This is a genomic window from Pseudomonas sp. GM41(2012) (assembly GCF_000282315.2).
GTDB lineage: Bacteria > Pseudomonadota > Gammaproteobacteria > Pseudomonadales > Pseudomonadaceae > Aquipseudomonas.
Genome location: NZ_AKJN02000008.1, coordinates 492,262 through 510,869 on the forward strand (window position 1 = coordinate 492,262; position 18,608 = coordinate 510,869).

Below are 18,608 nucleotides of genomic sequence, written 5' to 3' on the forward strand. Positions count from 1 at the left end.
CCCCCTTAATGAGCTTCGGCGCCGATGAAGAGATCCTTCAGGATTTCCTGGTTGAGGCCGGCGAGATTCTAGAGCAACTGTCCGAACAGCTGGTCGAGCTGGAAAGCCGACCTGATGATGCGGACTTGCTCAATGCAATTTTTCGCGGTTTTCACACTGTAAAAGGAGGCGCCGGCTTCCTCCAGCTCAACGAGCTGGTGGAGTGCTGTCACATCGCCGAGAACGTGTTCGACATCCTGCGCAAGGGTGAACGTCGCGTCGACTCGGAACTGATGGACGTGGTTCTTGAAGCGCTGGATGCGGTGAACGGCATGTTTACCGAAGTCCGCGAGCGCAGCCCGATCACGGCTGCCACGCCAGAATTGCTGGCGGCACTGGCCCGTCTGGCCGAGCCGCAAACCGCCGATGAAACGGCACCGGTCGCCGAAGCGGTGGAAGAACCTGCCGCCGAGAGCGAATCGGGTGACATCACCGATAACGAATTCGAACAACTGCTGGACTCGCTGAACGCCGTCAAGGCTCAGGCAGAAGCCCCGGCAGCTGTGCCAGCGCCGAGCAGCAATGCGGCGGGCAGCGACGAAATCACCGATGCCGAGTTCGAGTCGTTGCTCGATCAACTGCACGGTAAAGGCCAGTTCGCCGTCGATGCGGTAGCCCCGGCGCCAGCCGCACCGGCTGCCCCGAAAGCGGCAGGCGACAGCTCCGATATCACCGACGACGAGTTCGAAGCACTGCTCGATCAACTGCACGGCAAGGGCAACTTTGCCGTTGATGCGCTGGAATCGGCGATTGCTGCGGTCCCGGCCCCGGCTGCGCCAACCGCTAAAGCGGCTGGCGGCGATCTGATCTCCGATCACGAGTTCGAATCGCTGCTCGACGAATTGCACGGCAAAGGCAAGTTCACTGAAGTCGGTACCGCGTCGGGCGCCAGCGCTCCGGTTGCGGCACCCGTGGCCAAGGCTGTTGCACCGAAACCTGTCGCCAAAGCGCCCGAGCCTAAAGCCGAAGCGCCGAAGCCTGCCCCTGCTGCAGCCCCGGCTCCGGCTCGTGCCGCGTCCGCGCCGCCACCGGAAAAACCGGCCAGCGAAGCCGAGACCACCGTGCGGGTCGATACCGCGCGTCTCGACGAAATCATGAACATGGTCGGCGAGTTGGTACTGGTGCGTAACCGCTTGGTCCGTCTGGGCCTCAACAGCGGCGACGAAGCCATGTCCAAGGCCGTGTCGAACCTCGACGTGGTCACGGCCGACCTGCAAACCGCGGTCATGAAGACCCGGATGCAACCGATCAAGAAGGTCTTCGGGCGCTTCCCGCGTCTGGTTCGCGACCTGGCTCGCCAGCTCAAGAAAGAGATCAACCTGGAACTGGTCGGCGAAGAAACCGACCTCGACAAGAACCTCGTCGAGGCCCTGGCCGACCCGCTGGTCCACTTGGTGCGCAACTCGGTCGACCACGGTATTGAAGAGCCGGCCGAGCGTGAAGCGATGGGCAAGCCTCGCAGCGGCAAGGTGATCCTGTCCGCTGAACAGGAAGGCGACCACATCCTGCTGTCCATCTCCGATGACGGCAAGGGCATGGACGCCGATGTTCTGCGCGGCATTGCCGTGAAGAAAGGCTTGATGGACAAGGATGCAGCGGATCGCCTCAGCGAATCCGATTGCTTCAACCTGATCTTCGCGCCGGGTTTCTCGACCAAGACCGAAATTTCCGATGTCTCCGGACGCGGCGTGGGCATGGACGTGGTGAAAACCAAAATCGCCCAGCTCAACGGCACCATCAATATCTATTCGACCAAGGGCAAGGGCTCGAAGATTGTCATCAAGGTCCCGTTGACCCTGGCGATCATGCCGACGCTGATGGTCATGCTGGGCAACCAGGCGTTTGCGTTCCCGCTGGTGAACGTCAACGAGATCTTCCACCTCGACCTGTCGACCACCAACGTGGTGGATGGCCAGGAAGTGGTGATCGTGCGGGACAAGGCGCTGCCATTGTTCTACCTCAAACGCTGGCTGGTCAGCTCCGCCGCTCACGAAGAGCAGCGTGAAGGCCATGTGGTGATCCTTTCGGTGGGCACTCAGCGGATCGGCTTCGTCGTCGATCAACTGGTGGGCCAGGAAGAAGTGGTCATCAAGCCATTGGGCAAAATGCTCCAGGGAACCCCGGGCATGTCCGGCGCCACCATCACCGGTGACGGCCGCATTGCGCTGATTCTCGATGTTCCGAGCATGCTCAAGCGTTACGCCGCACGGCGTATTTGATTCTGGTGGGGCGGGGCGACTGAGCCTCGCTCCCTCTAACGGAGTGTTTATGGCAGTTAAAGTCCTGGTGGTGGACGATTCGGGGTTTTTCCGCCGCCGCGTCTCGGAAATTCTTTCAGCGGATCCGAATATCCAGGTCGTCGGCACGGCGACCAACGGAAAAGAGGCGATTGATCAGGCGCTGGCCCTCAAGCCAGACGTGATCACCATGGACTACGAGATGCCGATGATGGATGGCATCACGGCGGTGCGGCACATCATGCAGCGCTGCCCGACCCCGGTGTTGATGTTCTCCTCGCTGACCCACGAAGGCGCTCGGGTAACCCTCGACGCGCTGGACGCTGGCGCGGTGGATTTCCTGCCGAAAAATTTCGAAGACATCTCCCGCAACCCGGAGAAGGTCAAGCAACTGCTGTGCGAGAAGATTCTCAGCATCTCGCGCAGTAACCGTCGCGCCAACACTTACAGCGCTCCGGCCCCTGTCGCCGCACCCGCCCCGACGCCTGCACCTTCGAGCGTCAGCAGCTACGGCAGCAGCGCGCCTGCGCGTCCGGCACCGGCTCCGATTCCGGCGCGTACCCATGCGCCAGCCTCGTCGTCGCCAGCGCCAAAACGCAAAGCCTACAAACTGGTCGCCATCGGTACGTCCACTGGCGGCCCGGTTGCCTTGCAGCGGGTTCTGACCCAATTGCCGGCCAATTTTCCCGCACCGATCGTATTGATCCAGCACATGCCGGCTGCCTTTACCAAGGCCTTCGCCGAGCGTCTGGACAAACTCTGCCGCATCAGCGTCAAGGAAGCCGAGGATGGCGACATCCTGCGTCCGGGCCTGGCGTTGCTGGCGCCGGGTGGCAAGCAAATGATGATCGACGGCCGTGGCGCGGTGAAAATCCTGCCGGGCGACGAACGTCTGAACTACAAGCCGTGCGTGGACATTACCTTCGGTTCCGCAGCCAAGTCTTATGGTGACAAAGTTCTGGCGGTCGTCTTGACCGGCATGGGCGCCGATGGTCGTGAAGGCGCGCGTCTGCTCAAGCAGGGCGGCAGTGCAATCTGGGCCCAGGATGAAGCCAGCTGCGTGATCTACGGCATGCCGATGGCCATCGTCAAAGCCGAACTCGCCGACGCGGTGTACAGCCTGGACGATATTGGCAAGCATCTGGTCGAGGCTTGTATCTGATGGATGTTTTAAGCCTTATCGGGATCATCATGGCGTTTGTCGCCATCATTGGCGGCAACTACCTTGAAGGCGGTCACCTTGGTGCCCTGGCCAACGGCCCGGCAGCGTTGATCGTTCTCGGTGGGACCATCGGTGCGGCGCTGTTGCAGGCGCCGATGAGCGCCTTCAAGCGCGCCATGCAGATTCTGGCCTGGATCCTGTTTCCTCCACGCATCGACCTCGCCGGTGGCGTCGATCGCGTCGTCAACTGGAGCCTGACCGCGCGCAAGGAAGGCTTGCTGGGTCTGGAAGGGGTGGCCGACGCCGAACCTGATAACTACTCGCGCAAAGGCCTGCAACTGCTGGTGGACGGCGCCGAGCCGGAAGCGATTCGCAGCATCCTTGAAGTGGATTTCTACACCCAGGAAAGCCGCGACATCGAAGCCGCCAAAGTCTTCGAAAGCATGGGCGGCTACGCGCCGACCATCGGTATCATCGGTGCGGTGATGGGCCTGATCCACGTGATGGGCAACCTGGCCGATCCCTCGCAACTGGGTAGCGGCATTGCCGTGGCCTTTGTCGCGACCATCTACGGCGTGGCCAGTGCCAACCTGGTGCTGCTGCCGATTGCCGCCAAACTCAAGTCCGTCGCTTTGCGGCAGTCGCGTTATCGCGAAATGTTGTTGGAAGGCATTCTGTCGATCGCCGAAGGTGAAAACCCTCGCTCTATTGAGTTGAAGCTTCAGGGCTTCATGGATTGATGGGAGTAATGGACTATGGCTCGTCGTCGGCAACCTGAAGAACATGTAAACCATGAACGTTGGCTGGTTTCTTACGCCGATTTCATTACGTTGCTGTTCGCTTTCTTCGTGGTGATGTACTCGATCTCTTCGATCAACGAAGGCAAGTACAAGGTCATTTCCGAAGCGTTGATTGGGGTCTTTACCGACTCCGACCGCGCCCTCAAGCCGATCCCGATCGGCGACGAGCGACCGAAGACCGTGACCCCGGCCAAGCCGCTGGTTAAAGACGCCGAGCAGGTCGACGCCGGTATCGCGGGTGCCAGCGATCCGCTCAAAAGCATCGCCGACGACATCAGCGCGGCGTTCGGCGACTTGATCAGCTCCAACCAGATGACCATTCGCGGCAACGAGCTGTGGGTCGAGATCGAACTCAATTCCAGTCTGTTGTTCGGCAGCGGCGACGCCATGCCCAGCGACATCGCGTTCAACATCATCGACAAGGTTGCCGCGATTCTGAAACCGTTCGACAACCCGATTCACGTCGAAGGTTTCACTGACGATCAACCGATCCGTACCGCGCAATACCCGACCAACTGGGAGCTGTCCTCGGCCCGTTCGGCAAGCATCGTGCGCATGCTGGCGATGCAGGGTGTAAACCCCGGTCGCCTGGCGTCGGTAGGTTACGGCGAGTTCCAGCCAGTGGCCAACAACGCCACTGCCGAGGGGCGGGCGCGTAACCGTCGCGTGGTGCTGGTGGTGTCGCGAAATCTCGATGTACGCCGCAGCCTCACGGGTACCGGAACGGCCAATGCGAAACCGGATGCCGCGTTGAAGCGTGCTGGCACACAAACTGCACCGACCCCGGTCAAGTCGCCGGGACGAGAGAGTGCCGTCAATTCTCCGTCACCCGCATTAATACGTTGAGCTATTTCTCGGTCCGCCATTTCGACCGGGAGGAACAATCCGAATGAGAGTCTGGGCCGTTGCCAATCAAAAGGGTGGTGTTGGTAAAACCACTTCCTCTATCGCTTTAGCCGGTTTACTGGCCGAGGCGGGCAAGCGCGTGGTCGTGGTCGATCTCGACCCCCACGGCTCCATGACCAGCTACTTCGGTTACGACCCCGACAGCCTGGAACACAGCAGCTACGACCTGTTCCTGCACAAGGGCAGTGTGCCGCAAGGCTTGCCCGGTCAGTTGTTGTTGCCCACCAGCCACGAGAGTATTTCCCTGTTGCCATCAAGCACCGCGCTCGCGACCCTCGAGCGCCAGTCGCCGGGGCAGAGTGGCTTGGGCCTGGTGATTGCCAAGAGCCTGGCGCAACTTTGGCAGGACTTCGATTACGCGGTGATCGACAGCCCGCCGTTGCTCGGCGTGCTGATGGTCAATGCCTTGGCGGCGAGCCAGCAATTGGTGATTCCGGTACAGACCGAACACCTGGCAGTCAAAGGCCTGGAACGCATGGTCAATACCCTGGCGATGATCAACCGTTCGCGTAAACAGGCGCTGCCGTTCAGCATCGTGCCGACCCTGTTCGACCGCCGCACACAGGCGTCCCTCAGCACGCTGCGGGTGTTGCGCGACAAATACCCGGAAGAAATCTGGCAGGGCTACATCCCGGTCGATACCCGCTTGCGGGATGCCAGCCGTGCCGGCGTGACGCCTTCGCAGTTCGACGGCAAGAGCCGTGGGGTGCTGGCTTATCGCGCGTTGCTCAAGCATCTGCTGGCAGCACAACTTGTCCCGCAGGTGGCCTGAGATGAACTCATTACCTGTAGGAGCAAGGCTTGCCCGCGATAGCTTCACCGCGGTTTTCACAGCTGCACCGAGTTATCGTTCATCGCGGGCAAGCCTTGCTCCTACAACAACGGTGCGCGCATGAATCGGCCGGTGAAGATCACCTCGCGTCCGCAACTGGCTCTCCAGTCTTATCTGGACAGCTTGTTGATGGAGGCGACTGAAGAACTAGCGCCCCAAGTCGAAGCACTGCCTGAGGTGGTCGAAGTTGAAGCTGCGCTGGACGAGTTCCAGGCAGCGGTGCTCGAAGAACAGGCTCGCGATGCGCAGAAACCCGCCGTGGTTGCCGCGCCGGTAGCAGCGCCTGTGGTGAAAGCCCCTGTGGCGTTGATCGAAACACCAGCGCCGGTTCTCGCGCCGGTCTCGACCATTGCACCGCTGCTGCAAGCCTTGGTGCCACCGGTGGTCGAAGTCCACCGGCCGCCGAGCAACACGCCACCCCCTGTGGAAACCGATGGTCGCCCGTCCTGGGCTGCCGAGCCGTTCGAATGCCTGTTGTTCGACGTCGCCGGTTTGACCCTGGCGGTGCCGCTGGTGTGTCTGGGCTCGATTTATTCGTTGGCTGGCCACGAGCTGACGCCGCTGTTCGGTCAGCCGGAGTGGTTCCTCGGGATCCTGCCGAGCCAGGCCGGCAACCTGAAAGTATTGGACACCGCGCGTTGGGTCATGCCCGACCGCTACCGCGACGATTTCCGCCAGGGCCTGCAATACGTTATTTCGGTTCAGGGCTACGAATGGGGGCTGGCGGTGCATCAGGTCAGCCGCTCGTTGCGCCTGGACCCGAACGAAATCAAATGGAGAAGTCATCGAGGTCAGCGGCCGTGGCTCGCCGGCACGGTGATTGAGCACATGTGTGCGCTGCTGGACGTTTCCGCCCTGGCCGAGTTGATCGCCAGCGGCGGGGCAAAGCACATGAGCGGCAGCAAGCCGCTACACAAACCGACATAGCTGCCGACATAACAAGTATGCGACGGCATTGTTGAATGCCGCCAACAGAACACACACCGCCAGAAGCGGTTTTTCGAGGGGTCAGGGTATGAGTAATCAAGCGACGAATGCAAAAGGTTCTGAAGATCCGATCCTGCAATGGGTAACCTTCAAACTGGACAACGAAACCTACGGCATCAACGTGATGCGCGTTCAGGAAGTCCTGCGTTACACCGAGATCGCCCCGGTCCCGGGTGCCCCGAGCTACGTGCTGGGCATCATCAACCTGCGCGGTAACGTGGTCACCGTGATCGACACCCGTCAGCGCTTCGGCCTGATGAATGCCGAGATCAGCGACAACACTCGTATCGTCATCATCGAAGCCGACAAGCAAGTCGTCGGGATCATGGTCGACAGCGTGGCCGAAGTGGTTTACCTGCGTCAGTCGGAAATCGAGACCGCGCCGAACGTCGGTAACGAAGAATCCGCCAAGTTCATTCAAGGCGTGTGCAACAAGAACAACGAACTGCTGATCCTGGTCGAGCTGGACAAGATGATGAGCGAAGAAGAATGGTCGGATCTGGAGAACATCTGATTGATTCTTGAGGTAGCGGTCATTGTCCTGTTCCTCTTTTGGGCAGGCACGCTGGCGATGTTTCTGGCGTACATACGAGGCCAACGACTGATCGCCGCGCAACAGGCCCAGGGCGATGCGCTGCGCGATCAGCGCATCAAGGACCTGGCCAAGCGCGTCGAGGACTACCAAAGCGGCAACGTGCGCATGGGTCAAGACCTGCACGAGCTGCGCGCGGTGGTTGGCCCGTTGCCGGACAAACTGGCTCAGCTGGAACAACGCGATCCGTCGAGCCTGTCGTTTGCCCAGGCGGCAAAACTGGTCGGCATGGGCGCGAGCGTCGATGAACTGACTCAGTCCTGCGGCTTGACCCAGGCTGAGGCGGAGTTGATGAGCAAGTTGCACAAGAACTGATAGTTGCTATACAGCCGAGATCGCCATCGCGGGCAAGCCTTGCTCCTACGGGTTAGAGTCGTTTAAACATCCAACGAACGCCTCATTCCGTAGGAGCAAAGCTTGCTCGCGATGGCGTCCTCGAAACCTCAGTAATCATCCCCACGATCGGTGATGTCCTTCTCGACCATCGCCGCATTCGGATCATGCCCTGCCGGGAACTTGTCCTTCAAATTCCACGCAAACGCAATAATCTCGGCAATCGTGCGATACAACTCCTCCGGAATACTTTCCCCCAATTCCATCCGCGCCAGCAGTTTCACCAGCTCGGGGTTCTCGTAGATCGGTACTTCGCATTCGCGGGCAATCTTCAGAATGGCTTCGGCCAGTGCTTCGTCACCTTTGGCCGTGAGGGTAGGGGCATGGCTGCCGTCGTACTTGAGGGCGATGGCCTGGCGCGGGGTGTTTGGGGTTTTCATGCGGTTTCGTCGACCCAGCGTTGTTCGAGACGGGTTTGAGGGCCTTGTGGCGGTGTGCCGAGATGGCAATCGAGATCGCCGACATTCAGGCCGGACGCCAGCAGACGCTGGCGCAGTTCGGCCAGATGACTTTCGATCAGGCTCGCGGTGTAGGGGCGTTCGGCCCACAGCTGGCTGGACAGGCTGCCTTTGATCAGTTGTGCCTGAATCTGCAACGGGCCCAAGGGCTCCATGTCGAACGCCAGGTCCACTCGCCACAATTGTTGTTTGGGGTCGCGATCGTCCCGGCGTTCGTTTTGCTGTTCCTTCTCGGGCGCTTCTTCGCGCTGGAACTTGACCTGCAACGGCACGATGTCCTGCAGATTGCGCATCGGGATTTCCAGTTGCCAGGTGCTCATCAACCGTCCGTCGTCAGTGACGCCGGTCTGTTCCAGGCTCGACAGTTGATGGCTTTGCAGGCGTGAAACCGCCGCGGCTGCCAAACGCAGCAAGTGCTCGAGATCGCCTTCGCCGTCCATGCTTTGGAGCAGGCGTTGGGGCAGCGGGAAGCTGGTTGGCTGCGGTTTGGCGCTGACCTGACCGAGCATGCCGAGGGCGCTGCGCACGAAGTTCGGCATGGCCTGGGCCAGTGTGTTGGCGGCAATGATCGCGTTGAGACTGGTGTTGGCCGGCAGGCCTGGCGTCAATTGTGCGATCAGCTTGAGCAGATCACCTTTCATGTCCGGGGCCAGCGTCGGGTTCTGACCGCTGAGCAGTTTGGCTTCAAGGAACAGGCCGCTATTGGCCAGAGCCTGGGCCAGCCCCTTTGGCGTGCTGAGTTGTTGAACATCCGGCAGGCCGGCGAGCAACTTGTCGACGGCAGCACGCAGATTACTGGACGTCTGGTCCGAGGCCGGCAGGTTTTGCAGGAGATTGAGCAAGCCATCCAGCGAGCCCTGGCGGCTCTGTTGACTGACCAGTTGTTGGGTCACTGCCAATTGCTCCTGGCGGCTGCTCAATGGCACGAACTTCAATGTCTGGGTGTCCTGCACCAGCGCACTCAGCAAAGTGCCGATGCGCAGCGGCGTCGGGCTGTCGATGTTCAGGGTGCTGCCGCTCAACGCGGTATTGAGCAAGCTCACCATCGAGCGAAACACCGTCGGCTGGCCCGGCACCTGCGGCAACACCTGAGAGGTCAGTACTTTGCCTTGCAGCAGGGTGCCGACGGGCAGTTGCGCCGTGTCGATACGAGTGAGGGTGGCGACACTGGAGGCGATGGCCTGTTGCACGGTGACGGCCAGATTACCCGCCGACGGCTGAGTGATCGCCAGGCTGGTGCCCTGAGGCAACGGTTGGGTGCTGGTGGCCTGGACTGTGGTCTGACGGCCGCTGTCGAGGGTGACCTTAAGCAACAGTTGAAAGGTTTGATCCGCCTGCTTGAGCGACAGCACTTCGGCCTTGGCGGTCTGGCCGGCAGTGATCAGGCCCTCCATCGGCGTCAGTAACTTCAGCAGGTCGCCACTCACCACCAGCGGTCGCGAAGTCGCGGACGTGGTTTGCGGTAGCGCAAGGATGTTCATTTCGCCTGTCATACGCGGTCACAACCTGAGGAAATTGCCCTCTTGAGAGTAGGGCATGGCATGTATAATGCCGCCCCGTTGTATCCGGGGCGCTGAAAACATTTCAAATACTTGATCCAGCTCCTTAGAACGGGCCGCCAATGCATTTATCCTGCATATCTTTAACGGCCGCTCCACTGCCGACTTGAACCCAAAAGGCCCGTGATCTCTTGACCAGTCCTGTCCTGCAAACCGTTGCCCTCGCCTGTGAGCGAGACCTTCGGCTGCTCTTCGAAAATCTCGAATTGAGACTGGCCAGTGGCGAAATGTTGCAAATCAGCGGCCCCAACGGCAGTGGCAAAACCAGCCTTTTACGTCTGCTTTGCGGGCTGATGCAGCCGACTGCCGGTCAGGTGCTGCTCAACGGCCAGCCATTGAACGAGCAACGTTTTGAGCTGGCGCGCAACCTGCTGTGGATCGGCCATGCCGCCGGGATCAAGGATTTGCTGACGCCGGAAGAGAATCTGAGCTGGCTTTGCGCCTTGCATCAACCGGCCTCCCATGAGGCGATCTGGCAGGCGCTGACGGCTGTCGGACTGCGCGGTTTCGAGGATGTTCCTTGCCATACGCTGTCTGCCGGGCAGCAACGCCGGGTCGCGTTGGCGCGGTTGTACCTGGAAAGCCCGCCGCTCTGGATCCTCGATGAGCCATTCACCGCGCTCGACAAACAAGGCGTGGCGCAACTCGAAGAACACCTGGCCGCACACTGCGAGCGCGGTGGCATGGTGGTCTTGACCACTCACCACACGCTGACCCGGATGCCGGCCGGCTATCGCGACATTGATCTGGGGAATTGGGCCGTATGAGTGTTTTCGGCCTGTTGGTCGCCCGTGAAGCCCGATTGTTGTTCCGCCGTCCGGCGGAGTTGGCCAATCCGCTCGTATTCTTCGCGATCGTGGTTTCCCTGTTCCCGTTGGCGGTCGGACCCGAGTCTCAATTGTTGCAAACCTTGTCTCCGGGACTGGTCTGGGTAGCGGCCCTTTTATCGGTTTTGCTCTCGCTGGACGGGCTTTTCCGCAGTGATTTCGAAGACGGATCGCTTGAGCAGTGGGTCCTTTCGTCGCACCCCCTGCCTCTTCTGGTTTTGGCCAAGGTACTGGCACACTGGTCCTTCTCCGGTCTGGCACTGGTTTTGCTCGCTCCATTACTGGCATTGATGCTCGGTTTGCCAACCGCCTGTCTGCCGGTGTTGCTGCTTTCCTTGTTGCTGGGTACACCGGTGCTGAGCCTGCTCGGTGCGGTGGGCGCAGCCCTGACGGTGGGATTGAAGCGCGGTGGCCTGTTGCTGGCGCTGCTGATTCTGCCGTTGTACATCCCGGTGTTGATTCTCGGCAGTGGCGCCTTGCAGGCGGCATTGCAGGGAATGCCGGCGACCGGTTATCTCTTGTGGCTTGGTAGCCTGACCGCCCTGGCGATAACGCTGACACCTTTTGCAATCGCTGCTGGCCTGAAGATCAGCGTCGGCGAATAATGAGGTCTGGTCAAATTTTGATCAGTAAAGACCCTTGGCTCTTCAAAGCGAAGAGCAACCGTGATGGAAACAGTAATGAACTGGACCTGGTTTCATAAGCTCGGCTCGCCCAAATGGTTTTACGGCATCAGCGGCAAACTGCTGCCGTGGCTGAGTATCGCTGCGTTGCTGCTGATCAGCGTTGGTGTAGTGTGGGGCCTGGCCTTCGCGCCGCCGGACTACCAGCAAGGCAACAGCTTTCGCATCATTTATATCCACGTTCCGGCCGCCATGCTGGCCCAGTCCATCTACGTGATGCTGGCGATCTGTGGCATCGTCGGGCTGGTGTGGAAGATGAAGCTGGCAGACGTCGCCCTGCAATGCGCGGCGCCCATTGGCGCGTGGATGACCGCCGTGGCGCTGGTCACCGGCGCGATCTGGGGCAAACCGACCTGGGGCTCGTGGTGGGTCTGGGATGCACGACTTACGTCCATGCTTATTCTGCTGTTTCTGTACTTCGGTCTTATTGCGCTGGGCAATGCGATCAGCAATCGTGACAGTGCCGCCAAGGCCTGCGCGGTGTTGGCGATTGTCGGCGTGATCAACATCCCGATCATCAAATACTCGGTGGAGTGGTGGAACACCCTGCACCAGGGTGCGACGTTCACCCTCACCGAAAAACCGGCAATGCCCGCCGAGATGTGGCTGCCGCTGCTGCTGACGGTGCTGGGTTTCTACTGTTTCTTCGGCGCGGTGTTGCTGCTGCGCATGCGTCTTGAAGTGCTCAAGCGCGAAGCCCGCGCCAGTTGGGTCAAGGCCGAAGTGCAGAACAGTCTGGAGGCCGCTCGATGAGTTTTGCTTCATTCGGCGACTTCCTCGCCATGGGCCATCATGCCCTGTATGTCTGGTCAGCCTATGGCATCTGCCTGGCGGTGCTGGCCCTCAACGTGGCGGCGCCAATCCTGGCCCGCAAGCGGTATCTGCAACAAGAGGCGCGTCGTCTGCGCCGGGAGAACGGCAAGTGAATCCGCTGCGCAAAAAGCGTCTTATCATCATTCTCGCGATCCTGGTCGGCGTCGGTGCTGCCGTCGGCCTGGCCCTGAGCGCCCTGCAGCAAAACATCAATCTGTTTTACACCCCGACCCAGATCGCCAACGGCGAAGCCCCGCAAGACACGCGCATCCGCGCCGGCGGCATGGTCGAGAAAGGTTCGCTGCAACGTTCCGGCGATTCGCTGGACGTGAAATTCATCGTCACCGACTTCAGTAAATCCGTGACCATCACTTATCGCGGCATCCTTCCGGACCTGTTCCGCGAAGGGCAGGGCATCGTTGCCCTGGGCAAGCTCAACGCCGACGGCGTGGTGGTGGCCGACGAAGTGCTGGCCAAGCACGATGAAAAGTACATGCCGCCGGAAGTGACCAAGGCTTTGAAAGACAGTGGTCAATCTGCTCCAACGCCCGCGAAGGAGGGTTGATCGATGACGTCTGGACTCTATATTCCTGAACTCGGCCATCTGGCCATGATTCTGGCGCTGTGTTTCGCGCTGGTTCAGGCCGTGGTGCCGTTGTTCGGTGCCTGGCGCGGTGACCGCTTGTGGATGAGCCTCGCTCAGCCAGCGGCTTGGGGGCAATTCGCGTTTCTGTTGTTCTCCTTCGGTTGCCTGACTTACGCCTTCATGGCCGACGATTTCTCCGTCGCCTATGTGGCCAGCAACTCCAACAGCGCCTTGCCGTGGTACTACAAGTTCAGCGCGGTGTGGGGCGCGCACGAAGGGTCGTTGCTGCTGTGGGCGTTGATCCTTGGCGGCTGGACCTTCGCGGTGTCGGTGTTCTCCCGGCAGTTGCCGCAAGTGATGCTGGCGCGGGTGTTGGCGGTGATGGGCATGATCAGCACCGGTTTCCTGCTGTTCCTGATCCTCACCTCGAACCCTTTCGCCCGCATCCTGCCGCAGATTCCTGCGGACGGTCGTGACCTCAATCCCTTGCTGCAAGACATCGGTCTGATCGTTCACCCGCCGATGCTGTACATGGGTTATGTCGGTTTCTCCGTGGCCTTCGCTTTCGCCATCGCTGCACTGCTGGGTGGTCGTCTTGATGCAGCGTGGGCTCGCTGGTCCCGTCCGTGGACCATCGTCGCCTGGGCCTTCCTCGGTATCGGCATCACCCTCGGTTCATGGTGGGCGTACTACGAACTCGGCTGGGGCGGCTGGTGGTTCTGGGACCCGGTGGAAAACGCCTCCTTCATGCCTTGGCTGGTGGGTACGGCGCTGATTCACTCGTTGGCGGTCACGGAAAAACGTGGCGTGTTCAAGAGCTGGACCGTATTGCTGGCCATCGCTGCGTTCTCGTTGAGTTTGCTGGGGACCTTCCTGGTGCGTTCCGGCGTGCTGACCTCGGTTCACGCCTTTGCGTCCGACCCTGAACGCGGCGTGTTCATCCTGATCTTCTTGCTGTTTGTAGTCGGTGGTTCGCTGACGTTGTTCGCCCTGCGCGCTCCGGTGGTGAAGAGCCACGTCGGCTTCAACCTCTGGTCCCGGGAAACCCTGCTGCTGGGTAACAACCTGGTGCTGGTGGTGGCGGCGTCGATGATTCTGCTGGGCACGTTGTATCCGCTGATCCTCGATGCGATGACCGGCGCCAAGCTGTCGGTCGGCCCACCGTACTTCAACGCACTGTTCATTCCGTTGATGGCCTTGCTGATGATGGTGATGGCGGTCGGCATGTTGGTGCGCTGGAAAGACACCCCGGTCAAATGGCTGATGAGCATGCTGACCCCGGTGTTGCTCGGCAGCGCCGCGCTGGCCGTGGTCGCCGGTGTCGCTTATGGCGATTTCAACTGGGCGGTGATCGCGACCTTCATGCTCGCGGCCTGGGTGTTGCTGGCCGGTGTGCGTGACATCTTCGACAAGACTCGCCACAAGGGCTTGATCAAAGGTCTGCCGACCCTGACCCGCAGTTATTGGGGCATGCAGGTCGCTCACCTCGGTATCGCCGTGTGTGCCCTCGGCGTCGTGCTGTCGAGCCAGAACAGTGCCGAGCGCGACCTGCGTCTGGCGCCGGGTGAGTCGATGGACCTGGGCGGTTACCAGTTCATATTCGAAGGCGCCAAGCATTTCGAAGGCCCGAACTTCACCTCCGACAAGGGCACCGTTCGGGTGATCCGCAACGGCAACGAAGTCAGCGTGCTGCACCCGGAAAAACGCCTCTACACCGTGCAGAACTCGGTGATGACCGAAGCCGGGATCGACGCCGGTTTCACCCGCGACCTCTACGTCGCACTCGGCGAACCGTTGGGCGATGGCGCCTGGGCCGTTCGCGTCCACGTCAAACCGTTCGTGCGCTGGATCTGGTTCGGTGGACTGCTTACCGGTTTGGGCGGGTTGCTGGCGGCATTGGATCGCCGTTATCGGGTCAAGGTGAACAGCCGTGTGCGTGAAGCGCTGGGTATGACGGGAGCCACGGCATGAGACGTTGGTTGATGCTGTTGCCCCTGGTGATTTTCCTGGTAGTGGCTGTTTTCCTTTATCGCGGTCTGTTCCTGAACCCGGCCGAGTTGCCCTCGGCGATGATCAACAAGCCGTTCCCGGAGTTTTCCCTGCCGGCCGTGCAGGGCGACAAGACCCTGACCAAGGCCGACATTCTGGGTAAACCAGCGCTGGTCAACGTCTGGGGCACGTGGTGCATTTCTTGCCGGGTCGAGCACCCGGTGCTGAATAAACTGGCCGAGAAGGGCGTGGTGATCTACGGCATCAACTACAAGGACGTCAACGCTGACGCCTTGAAGTGGCTGGTGGAATTCCACAATCCGTACCAGCTGGACATTCGTGACGACGCAGGCACTTTGGGTTTGAACCTGGGTGTGTACGGCGCTCCGGAAACCTTCTTTATCGACGCCAAGGGCATCATCCGCGACAAGTTCGTTGGCGTGATCGACGAACAGGTCTGGCGCGAAAAACTGGCGGCCAAGTATCAGGCGCTGGTTGATGAGGCCAAGCCATGAAGCGCTGGATAGCCGCCGCGGTATTGGGTTTGAGCATGGCCGGCGTGGCGCACGCGGCCATCGACACCTACGAGTTCGCCAAAGAAGGTGATCGCGAGCGTTTTCGCGAGCTGACCAAAGAGCTGCGTTGCCCCAAGTGCCAGAATCAGGACATTGCCGATTCCAACGCACCGATCGCCGCCGACCTGCGCAAAGAGATTTTTCGCATGCTCGGCGAGGGCAAGGACAACCAGCAGATCATCGACTTCATGGTCGACCGTTACGGTGATTTCGTCCGTTACAAACCCGCTCTGAACGCCAAGACTGCTGTGCTCTGGTTCGGCCCTGCCGGCCTGCTGCTGGGCGGTTTTGTGATCATCGCCGTGATCGTCCGCCGTCGTCGCGTGCAACGCGCTGACACCAAGGATGAGCTCTCTGCCGAGGAGCGTGAGCGCCTCGACCACCTGTTGGATAAAACCAAGAATGATTGATTTCTGGCTCGCTGCAGGTCTGCTGCTTCTGGTTGCCCTGAGTTTTCTGCTGATTCCTGTTCTGCGTGGTCGTCGCGCCCAGCTTGAAGAGGATCGTACGGCCCTGAACGTCGCGCTGTATCAGGAACGCGTGGCTGAGTTGCAGACTCAGCAGGAAGAGGGCGTTCTCGACGCCACGCAAATGGACACCGGTCGCGCCGAAGCCGCCCGTGAATTGCTCGCCGACACTGAAGGCGTCGAGGCGCCACGCGTGTCCCGCCTGGGCAAACCGTGGCCCTTGCTGGCGGCGATTCTGGTGCCGGTGCTGGGCCTCGGCCTGTATCTGCATTTCGGCGCCAGCGACAAGGTCGAACTGACCCGCGAATTCTCCCAGGCGCCGCAGTCGATGGAAGAGATGACCCGTCGCCTGGAGCGTGCGGTCGCGGCTCAGCCGGATTCGGCTGAAGGCCTGTATTTCCTCGGTCGCACGTACATGGCCCAGGATCGCCCTGGCGATGCGGCGAAGATCTTCGAGCGCACGGTGAACCTGGCCGGTCGTCAGCCGGAGCTGTTGGGTCAATGGGCGCAGGCCCAGTACTTCGCCGACGGCAAGAAGTGGTCGGACAAGGTTCAGGCCCTGACCGATGAAGCACTCAAAGCCGATCCGAAAGAAGTCACCAGCCTTGGCTTGCTCGGTATTGCTGCCTTTGAAAGCCAGCGTTATCAGGACGCCATCGATTACTGGAATCGCCTGCTGGTGCAACTGCCACCGGAGGACAGTTCCCGCGCCGCGCTGCAAGGCGGCATCACTCGGGCCACCGAGAAACTCGAAGCCAGCGGCGGCAAGGTCGCCCAGGCGCCCGCCGCCAAGGTGGCGGCACTGCTCAAGGTGCGAGTGGATCTGGCGCCAGAGCTCAAAGCCAAGGTCCAGCCGGGCGACAGCGTATTCATCTTCGCCCGCGCCACCGCAGGGCCTCCGGCACCCCTGGCCGCCAAACGTCTGACCGTGGCCGACCTGCCGGCGACCGTCGAGCTAGGCGACGCCGATGCAATGATGCCGCAGTTGAAACTGTCGAACTTCCCTGAAGTCCAACTGGTTGCACGCATCTCTCGCGCCGGTAAACCCACTGCCGGCGAATGGATCGGTCGCAGCCAGCCTCTGGCCAGCAGCACCACGACGCAGCAAACACTGACCATCGACAGCCCGGACAAATGACAGGAAACGCCACTATGACCGCCCTCGCTCGTATCACCCTGCTCAGTATGGTTTTGGGGTTAAGCGCTTGCGTGGTCCAGCCACAGCAGCCTGAACGGCTGCCACCGATCCCGCCGTCGCAGCCGCGTCCGACGCCATCCCCGACACCGACACCGGGCAAGACGAGCATCCCGGCCAAGCCCGCCAAACCGCTGCCACGCACCTCCGCCAGCTTCGCGCCGCCGCCGGGTGGCAACAGCCATTGGGACGCCAAGCTCGGCGTGTACGTTCTCGATGATCAGACCAACACCTTCTACCGCCAGCGCACGTACTACCGCTGGAACAACGGCTGGAGCCGGTCGATCAGCCCGAACGGGCCGTGGGAAGAGACGGATATCCATGGCGTGCCGGGCGGGTTGGGACGGCAATTCGGGCAGTAAACAGAAACGGCGATCTAAGGATCGCCGTTTTGCTTTTTAGAGTCTGAAAAGATCGCAGGCTTCGCCAGCTCCTACAGGATCGTGTACGACAATGACCGGCGGGTGTACTCGATAAAGGTAGGAGCTGGCGAAGCCTGCGATCTTTTGATCTTGATTGTGTAGTTCAGGGGCGCGGGGAGTTTCAAACCTCCTTTGTCAGCAACCCCTGCACATACTCCGCAAACGCCCGAGCCTTCGCACTGGCCATTCTGCCTGTGGGAAACACCGCCCAAAGGTCCTGATTCGGTAACGTCCAATCCTTCATCACTTCCCGGACCGCGCCGTTGGCCAGTTCCGGGGCAAACATCCATTCGGATGCCATGGTCAGGCCTTGATGAGCGAGCACGGCTGCACGCAGACCCTCGGCGGCGTTGACGCGGATTCGCCCGCTGATGATGACGGACTGATCATCTGTCCCGTTGCGCAATTGCCAACTGGCACTACCGCCCAAGGTGTAGATGACGGCTTGGTGTTTACTCAGATCGGCAGGGCAGGTGGGCTCGCCGTGTTTTTCGAAATAGGCGGGCGTGCCCAGCACCACGCGCCGGCACTCGGCGATCTTGCGGGCGGTGAGGCCGGAGTCGCTCAAGGCGCCCATGCGCAGGGCGATGTCGACGCCTTCTTCCACCAGATTGACGTTGCGATCGTCCAGCATCAAATCGATGTTCAGGCCCGGGTTCTGATCGAGAAATGGCCCCAGGTGCGGAACGATGTGCAGCCGGCCGAAGGTCACGGCGGCGCAGATGCGCAGGTTGCCGGTCAGGCCGCTGGCGGCACCGCGAGCGGCATTGTCAGCCTCGTCCGCTTCTTCGATGGCACGCTTGGACCGTTCGAAAAAGGCCAGGCCAGCTTCGGTGGGTGTCAGGCCTCGGGTCGAGCGCAACAGCAGCCTGACCGCGAGGCGGGCCTCCAAATGCGCGATGGCTTTCGAGACGGCGGGTTGGCCAATGTTCAGGCGCCGGGCGGCGGCGGAAAACGAGCCGGTTTCCACCACGTAGACGAAGGTTTCCATTGCGGCGAGGCGGTCCATCTATAGTCCTTCTACAATTCTGAATATTGTCGGAGATTCAGTGTGGGAGCGAGCCTGCTCGCGATGAAGGCGCTGCG

At 60.8% G+C, this 18,608-nt stretch carries 21 protein-coding genes; 18 read left to right on the top strand and 3 right to left on the bottom strand.

The features are described 5' to 3' along the window. Nucleotides 1-8 precede the first annotated feature (8 nt). From PMI27_RS06065 to PMI27_RS06030, 8 genes are all read left to right on the top strand, one after another. Nucleotides 9-2,258, top strand: coding sequence for a chemotaxis protein CheA (locus tag PMI27_RS06065; RefSeq protein ID WP_008155817.1), 2,250 nt, complete (start codon nucleotides 9-11; stop codon nucleotides 2,256-2,258). Between the two features lie 49 nt (nucleotides 2,259-2,307). Beyond that, nucleotides 2,308-3,438, top strand: coding sequence for a protein-glutamate methylesterase/protein-glutamine glutaminase (locus PMI27_RS06060; RefSeq protein ID WP_008155815.1), 1,131 nt, complete (start codon nucleotides 2,308-2,310; stop codon nucleotides 3,436-3,438). After that, nucleotides 3,438-4,178: a flagellar motor protein gene (locus PMI27_RS06055; protein WP_008155813.1), complete on the top strand. Its 741-nt coding sequence runs from the start codon at nucleotides 3,438-3,440 to the stop codon at nucleotides 4,176-4,178. The genes PMI27_RS06060 and PMI27_RS06055 overlap by 1 nt, the downstream gene beginning before the upstream one ends. A 15-nt stretch (nucleotides 4,179-4,193) precedes the next feature. After that, a complete protein-coding gene (gene motD, locus PMI27_RS06050; RefSeq protein ID WP_008155811.1) occupies nucleotides 4,194-5,084 on the top strand; it encodes a flagellar motor protein MotD in 891 nt (296 codons plus the stop codon). 43 nt (nucleotides 5,085-5,127) lie between these two features. After that, on the top strand, nucleotides 5,128-5,916 hold the full coding sequence (locus PMI27_RS06045; RefSeq protein WP_008155810.1) for a ParA family protein: 789 nt from the start codon (nucleotides 5,128-5,130) through the stop codon (nucleotides 5,914-5,916). Between the two features lie 120 nt (nucleotides 5,917-6,036). Continuing rightward, nucleotides 6,037-6,903, top strand: coding sequence for a CheW domain-containing protein (locus PMI27_RS06040; protein WP_008155808.1), 867 nt, complete (start codon nucleotides 6,037-6,039; stop codon nucleotides 6,901-6,903). An 88-nt stretch (nucleotides 6,904-6,991) separates the two neighbouring features. Continuing rightward, on the top strand, nucleotides 6,992-7,477 hold the full coding sequence (locus tag PMI27_RS06035; protein WP_008155806.1) for a chemotaxis protein CheW: 486 nt from the start codon (nucleotides 6,992-6,994) through the stop codon (nucleotides 7,475-7,477). Beyond that, nucleotides 7,478-7,870 (top strand): DUF2802 domain-containing protein, encoded by a 393-nt coding sequence (locus PMI27_RS06030; protein WP_008155804.1) that lies wholly within the window; start codon nucleotides 7,478-7,480, stop codon nucleotides 7,868-7,870. A 128-nt stretch (nucleotides 7,871-7,998) separates the two neighbouring features. On the opposite strand, the gene PMI27_RS06025 is transcribed toward PMI27_RS06030, so the two are convergent. Continuing rightward, entirely contained in the window at nucleotides 7,999-8,328 is a 330-nt protein-coding gene (locus PMI27_RS06025; protein WP_008155802.1) for an EscU/YscU/HrcU family type III secretion system export apparatus switch protein, read from the bottom strand. Beyond that, nucleotides 8,325-9,899 carry a flagellar hook-length control protein FliK gene (gene fliK, locus PMI27_RS06020; protein WP_008155800.1) on the bottom strand — a complete coding sequence of 525 codons (1,575 nt, stop codon included), beginning with the start codon at nucleotides 9,897-9,899 and terminating at the stop codon, nucleotides 8,325-8,327. Before fliK ends, PMI27_RS06025 begins: the two co-directional genes overlap by 4 nt. Nucleotides 9,900-10,096: 197 nt before the next feature. On the opposite strand from fliK, the gene ccmA reads away from it, so the two are divergent. The 10 genes from ccmA to PMI27_RS05970 all read left to right on the top strand — a co-directional run bounded on the left by ccmA (nucleotide 10,097) and on the right by PMI27_RS05970 (nucleotide 17,462). Next, nucleotides 10,097-10,732, top strand: a complete 636-nt coding sequence (gene ccmA / locus PMI27_RS06015; protein ID WP_007894233.1) for a cytochrome c biogenesis heme-transporting ATPase CcmA — start codon at nucleotides 10,097-10,099, stop codon at nucleotides 10,730-10,732. Continuing rightward, nucleotides 10,729-11,397, top strand: a complete 669-nt coding sequence (gene ccmB / locus PMI27_RS06010) for a heme exporter protein CcmB (protein ID WP_008155797.1) — start codon at nucleotides 10,729-10,731, stop codon at nucleotides 11,395-11,397. The genes ccmA and ccmB overlap by 4 nt, the downstream gene beginning before the upstream one ends. A 75-nt stretch (nucleotides 11,398-11,472) precedes the next feature. After that, nucleotides 11,473-12,228, top strand: coding sequence for a heme ABC transporter permease (locus PMI27_RS06005; RefSeq protein ID WP_033053494.1), 756 nt, complete (start codon nucleotides 11,473-11,475; stop codon nucleotides 12,226-12,228). Then, on the top strand, nucleotides 12,225-12,401 hold the full coding sequence (gene ccmD, locus PMI27_RS06000) for a heme exporter protein CcmD (RefSeq protein WP_008145547.1): 177 nt from the start codon (nucleotides 12,225-12,227) through the stop codon (nucleotides 12,399-12,401). Before PMI27_RS06005 ends, ccmD begins: the two co-directional genes overlap by 4 nt. Next, the gene (gene ccmE / locus PMI27_RS05995; RefSeq protein WP_008145548.1) at nucleotides 12,398-12,853 is read left to right on the top strand and encodes a cytochrome c maturation protein CcmE; all 456 of its coding nucleotides are present in this window, start codon (nucleotides 12,398-12,400) and stop codon (nucleotides 12,851-12,853) included. Before ccmD ends, ccmE begins: the two co-directional genes overlap by 4 nt. 3 nt (nucleotides 12,854-12,856) lie before the next feature. Beyond that, a complete protein-coding gene (locus tag PMI27_RS05990; RefSeq protein ID WP_008145549.1) occupies nucleotides 12,857-14,845 on the top strand; it encodes a heme lyase CcmF/NrfE family subunit in 1,989 nt (662 codons plus the stop codon). Then, nucleotides 14,842-15,378, top strand: a complete 537-nt coding sequence (locus PMI27_RS05985; RefSeq protein ID WP_008145551.1) for a DsbE family thiol:disulfide interchange protein — start codon at nucleotides 14,842-14,844, stop codon at nucleotides 15,376-15,378. The genes PMI27_RS05990 and PMI27_RS05985 overlap by 4 nt, the downstream gene beginning before the upstream one ends. Then, nucleotides 15,375-15,848, top strand: coding sequence for a cytochrome c-type biogenesis protein (locus PMI27_RS05980; RefSeq protein WP_008145552.1), 474 nt, complete (start codon nucleotides 15,375-15,377; stop codon nucleotides 15,846-15,848). Before PMI27_RS05985 ends, PMI27_RS05980 begins: the two co-directional genes overlap by 4 nt. Further along, nucleotides 15,841-17,043, top strand: coding sequence for a c-type cytochrome biogenesis protein CcmI (ccmI, locus tag PMI27_RS05975; protein WP_008145553.1), 1,203 nt, complete (start codon nucleotides 15,841-15,843; stop codon nucleotides 17,041-17,043). Before PMI27_RS05980 ends, ccmI begins: the two co-directional genes overlap by 8 nt. 14 nt (nucleotides 17,044-17,057) lie before the next feature. After that, nucleotides 17,058-17,462 carry a hypothetical protein gene (locus tag PMI27_RS05970; protein ID WP_008145556.1) on the top strand — a complete coding sequence of 135 codons (405 nt, stop codon included), beginning with the start codon at nucleotides 17,058-17,060 and terminating at the stop codon, nucleotides 17,460-17,462. Between the two features lie 181 nt (nucleotides 17,463-17,643). On the opposite strand, the gene PMI27_RS05965 is transcribed toward PMI27_RS05970, so the two are convergent. Further along, a complete protein-coding gene (locus PMI27_RS05965; RefSeq protein ID WP_008145557.1) occupies nucleotides 17,644-18,531 on the bottom strand; it encodes a LysR family transcriptional regulator in 888 nt (295 codons plus the stop codon). Between the last annotated feature and the right edge of the window lie 77 nt (nucleotides 18,532-18,608).

Excerpts from the sequence above, each read along its gene's own strand:
- PMI27_RS06060 (WP_008155815.1), top strand. The coding sequence starts at position 2,308 with ATGGCAGTTAAAGTCCTGGTGGTGGACGATTCGGGGTTTTTCCGCCGC.
- ccmI (WP_008145553.1), top strand. The coding sequence starts at position 15,841 with ATGATTGATTTCTGGCTCGCTGCAGGTCTGCTGCTTCTGGTTGCCCTG.
- fliK (WP_008155800.1), bottom strand. The coding sequence starts at position 9,899 with ATGACAGGCGAAATGAACATCCTTGCGCTACCGCAAACCACGTCCGCG.
- PMI27_RS06065 (WP_008155817.1), top strand. The coding sequence starts at position 9 with ATGAGCTTCGGCGCCGATGAAGAGATCCTTCAGGATTTCCTGGTTGAG.
- PMI27_RS06005 (WP_033053494.1), top strand. The coding sequence starts at position 11,473 with ATGAACTGGACCTGGTTTCATAAGCTCGGCTCGCCCAAATGGTTTTAC.
- PMI27_RS05990 (WP_008145549.1), top strand. The coding sequence starts at position 12,857 with ATGACGTCTGGACTCTATATTCCTGAACTCGGCCATCTGGCCATGATT.
- PMI27_RS06045 (WP_008155810.1), top strand. The coding sequence starts at position 5,128 with ATGAGAGTCTGGGCCGTTGCCAATCAAAAGGGTGGTGTTGGTAAAACC.
- PMI27_RS06040 (WP_008155808.1), top strand. The coding sequence starts at position 6,037 with ATGAATCGGCCGGTGAAGATCACCTCGCGTCCGCAACTGGCTCTCCAG.
- PMI27_RS06055 (WP_008155813.1), top strand. The coding sequence starts at position 3,438 with ATGGATGTTTTAAGCCTTATCGGGATCATCATGGCGTTTGTCGCCATC.
- PMI27_RS05965 (WP_008145557.1), bottom strand. The coding sequence starts at position 18,531 with ATGGACCGCCTCGCCGCAATGGAAACCTTCGTCTACGTGGTGGAAACC.
- ccmD (WP_008145547.1), top strand. The coding sequence starts at position 12,225 with ATGAGTTTTGCTTCATTCGGCGACTTCCTCGCCATGGGCCATCATGCC.
- PMI27_RS05980 (WP_008145552.1), top strand. The coding sequence starts at position 15,375 with ATGAAGCGCTGGATAGCCGCCGCGGTATTGGGTTTGAGCATGGCCGGC.
- PMI27_RS06025 (WP_008155802.1), bottom strand. The coding sequence starts at position 8,328 with ATGAAAACCCCAAACACCCCGCGCCAGGCCATCGCCCTCAAGTACGAC.
- PMI27_RS05970 (WP_008145556.1), top strand. The coding sequence starts at position 17,058 with ATGACCGCCCTCGCTCGTATCACCCTGCTCAGTATGGTTTTGGGGTTA.
- PMI27_RS06035 (WP_008155806.1), top strand. The coding sequence starts at position 6,992 with ATGAGTAATCAAGCGACGAATGCAAAAGGTTCTGAAGATCCGATCCTG.
- PMI27_RS05985 (WP_008145551.1), top strand. The coding sequence starts at position 14,842 with ATGAGACGTTGGTTGATGCTGTTGCCCCTGGTGATTTTCCTGGTAGTG.
- motD (WP_008155811.1), top strand. The coding sequence starts at position 4,194 with ATGGCTCGTCGTCGGCAACCTGAAGAACATGTAAACCATGAACGTTGG.
- ccmB (WP_008155797.1), top strand. The coding sequence starts at position 10,729 with ATGAGTGTTTTCGGCCTGTTGGTCGCCCGTGAAGCCCGATTGTTGTTC.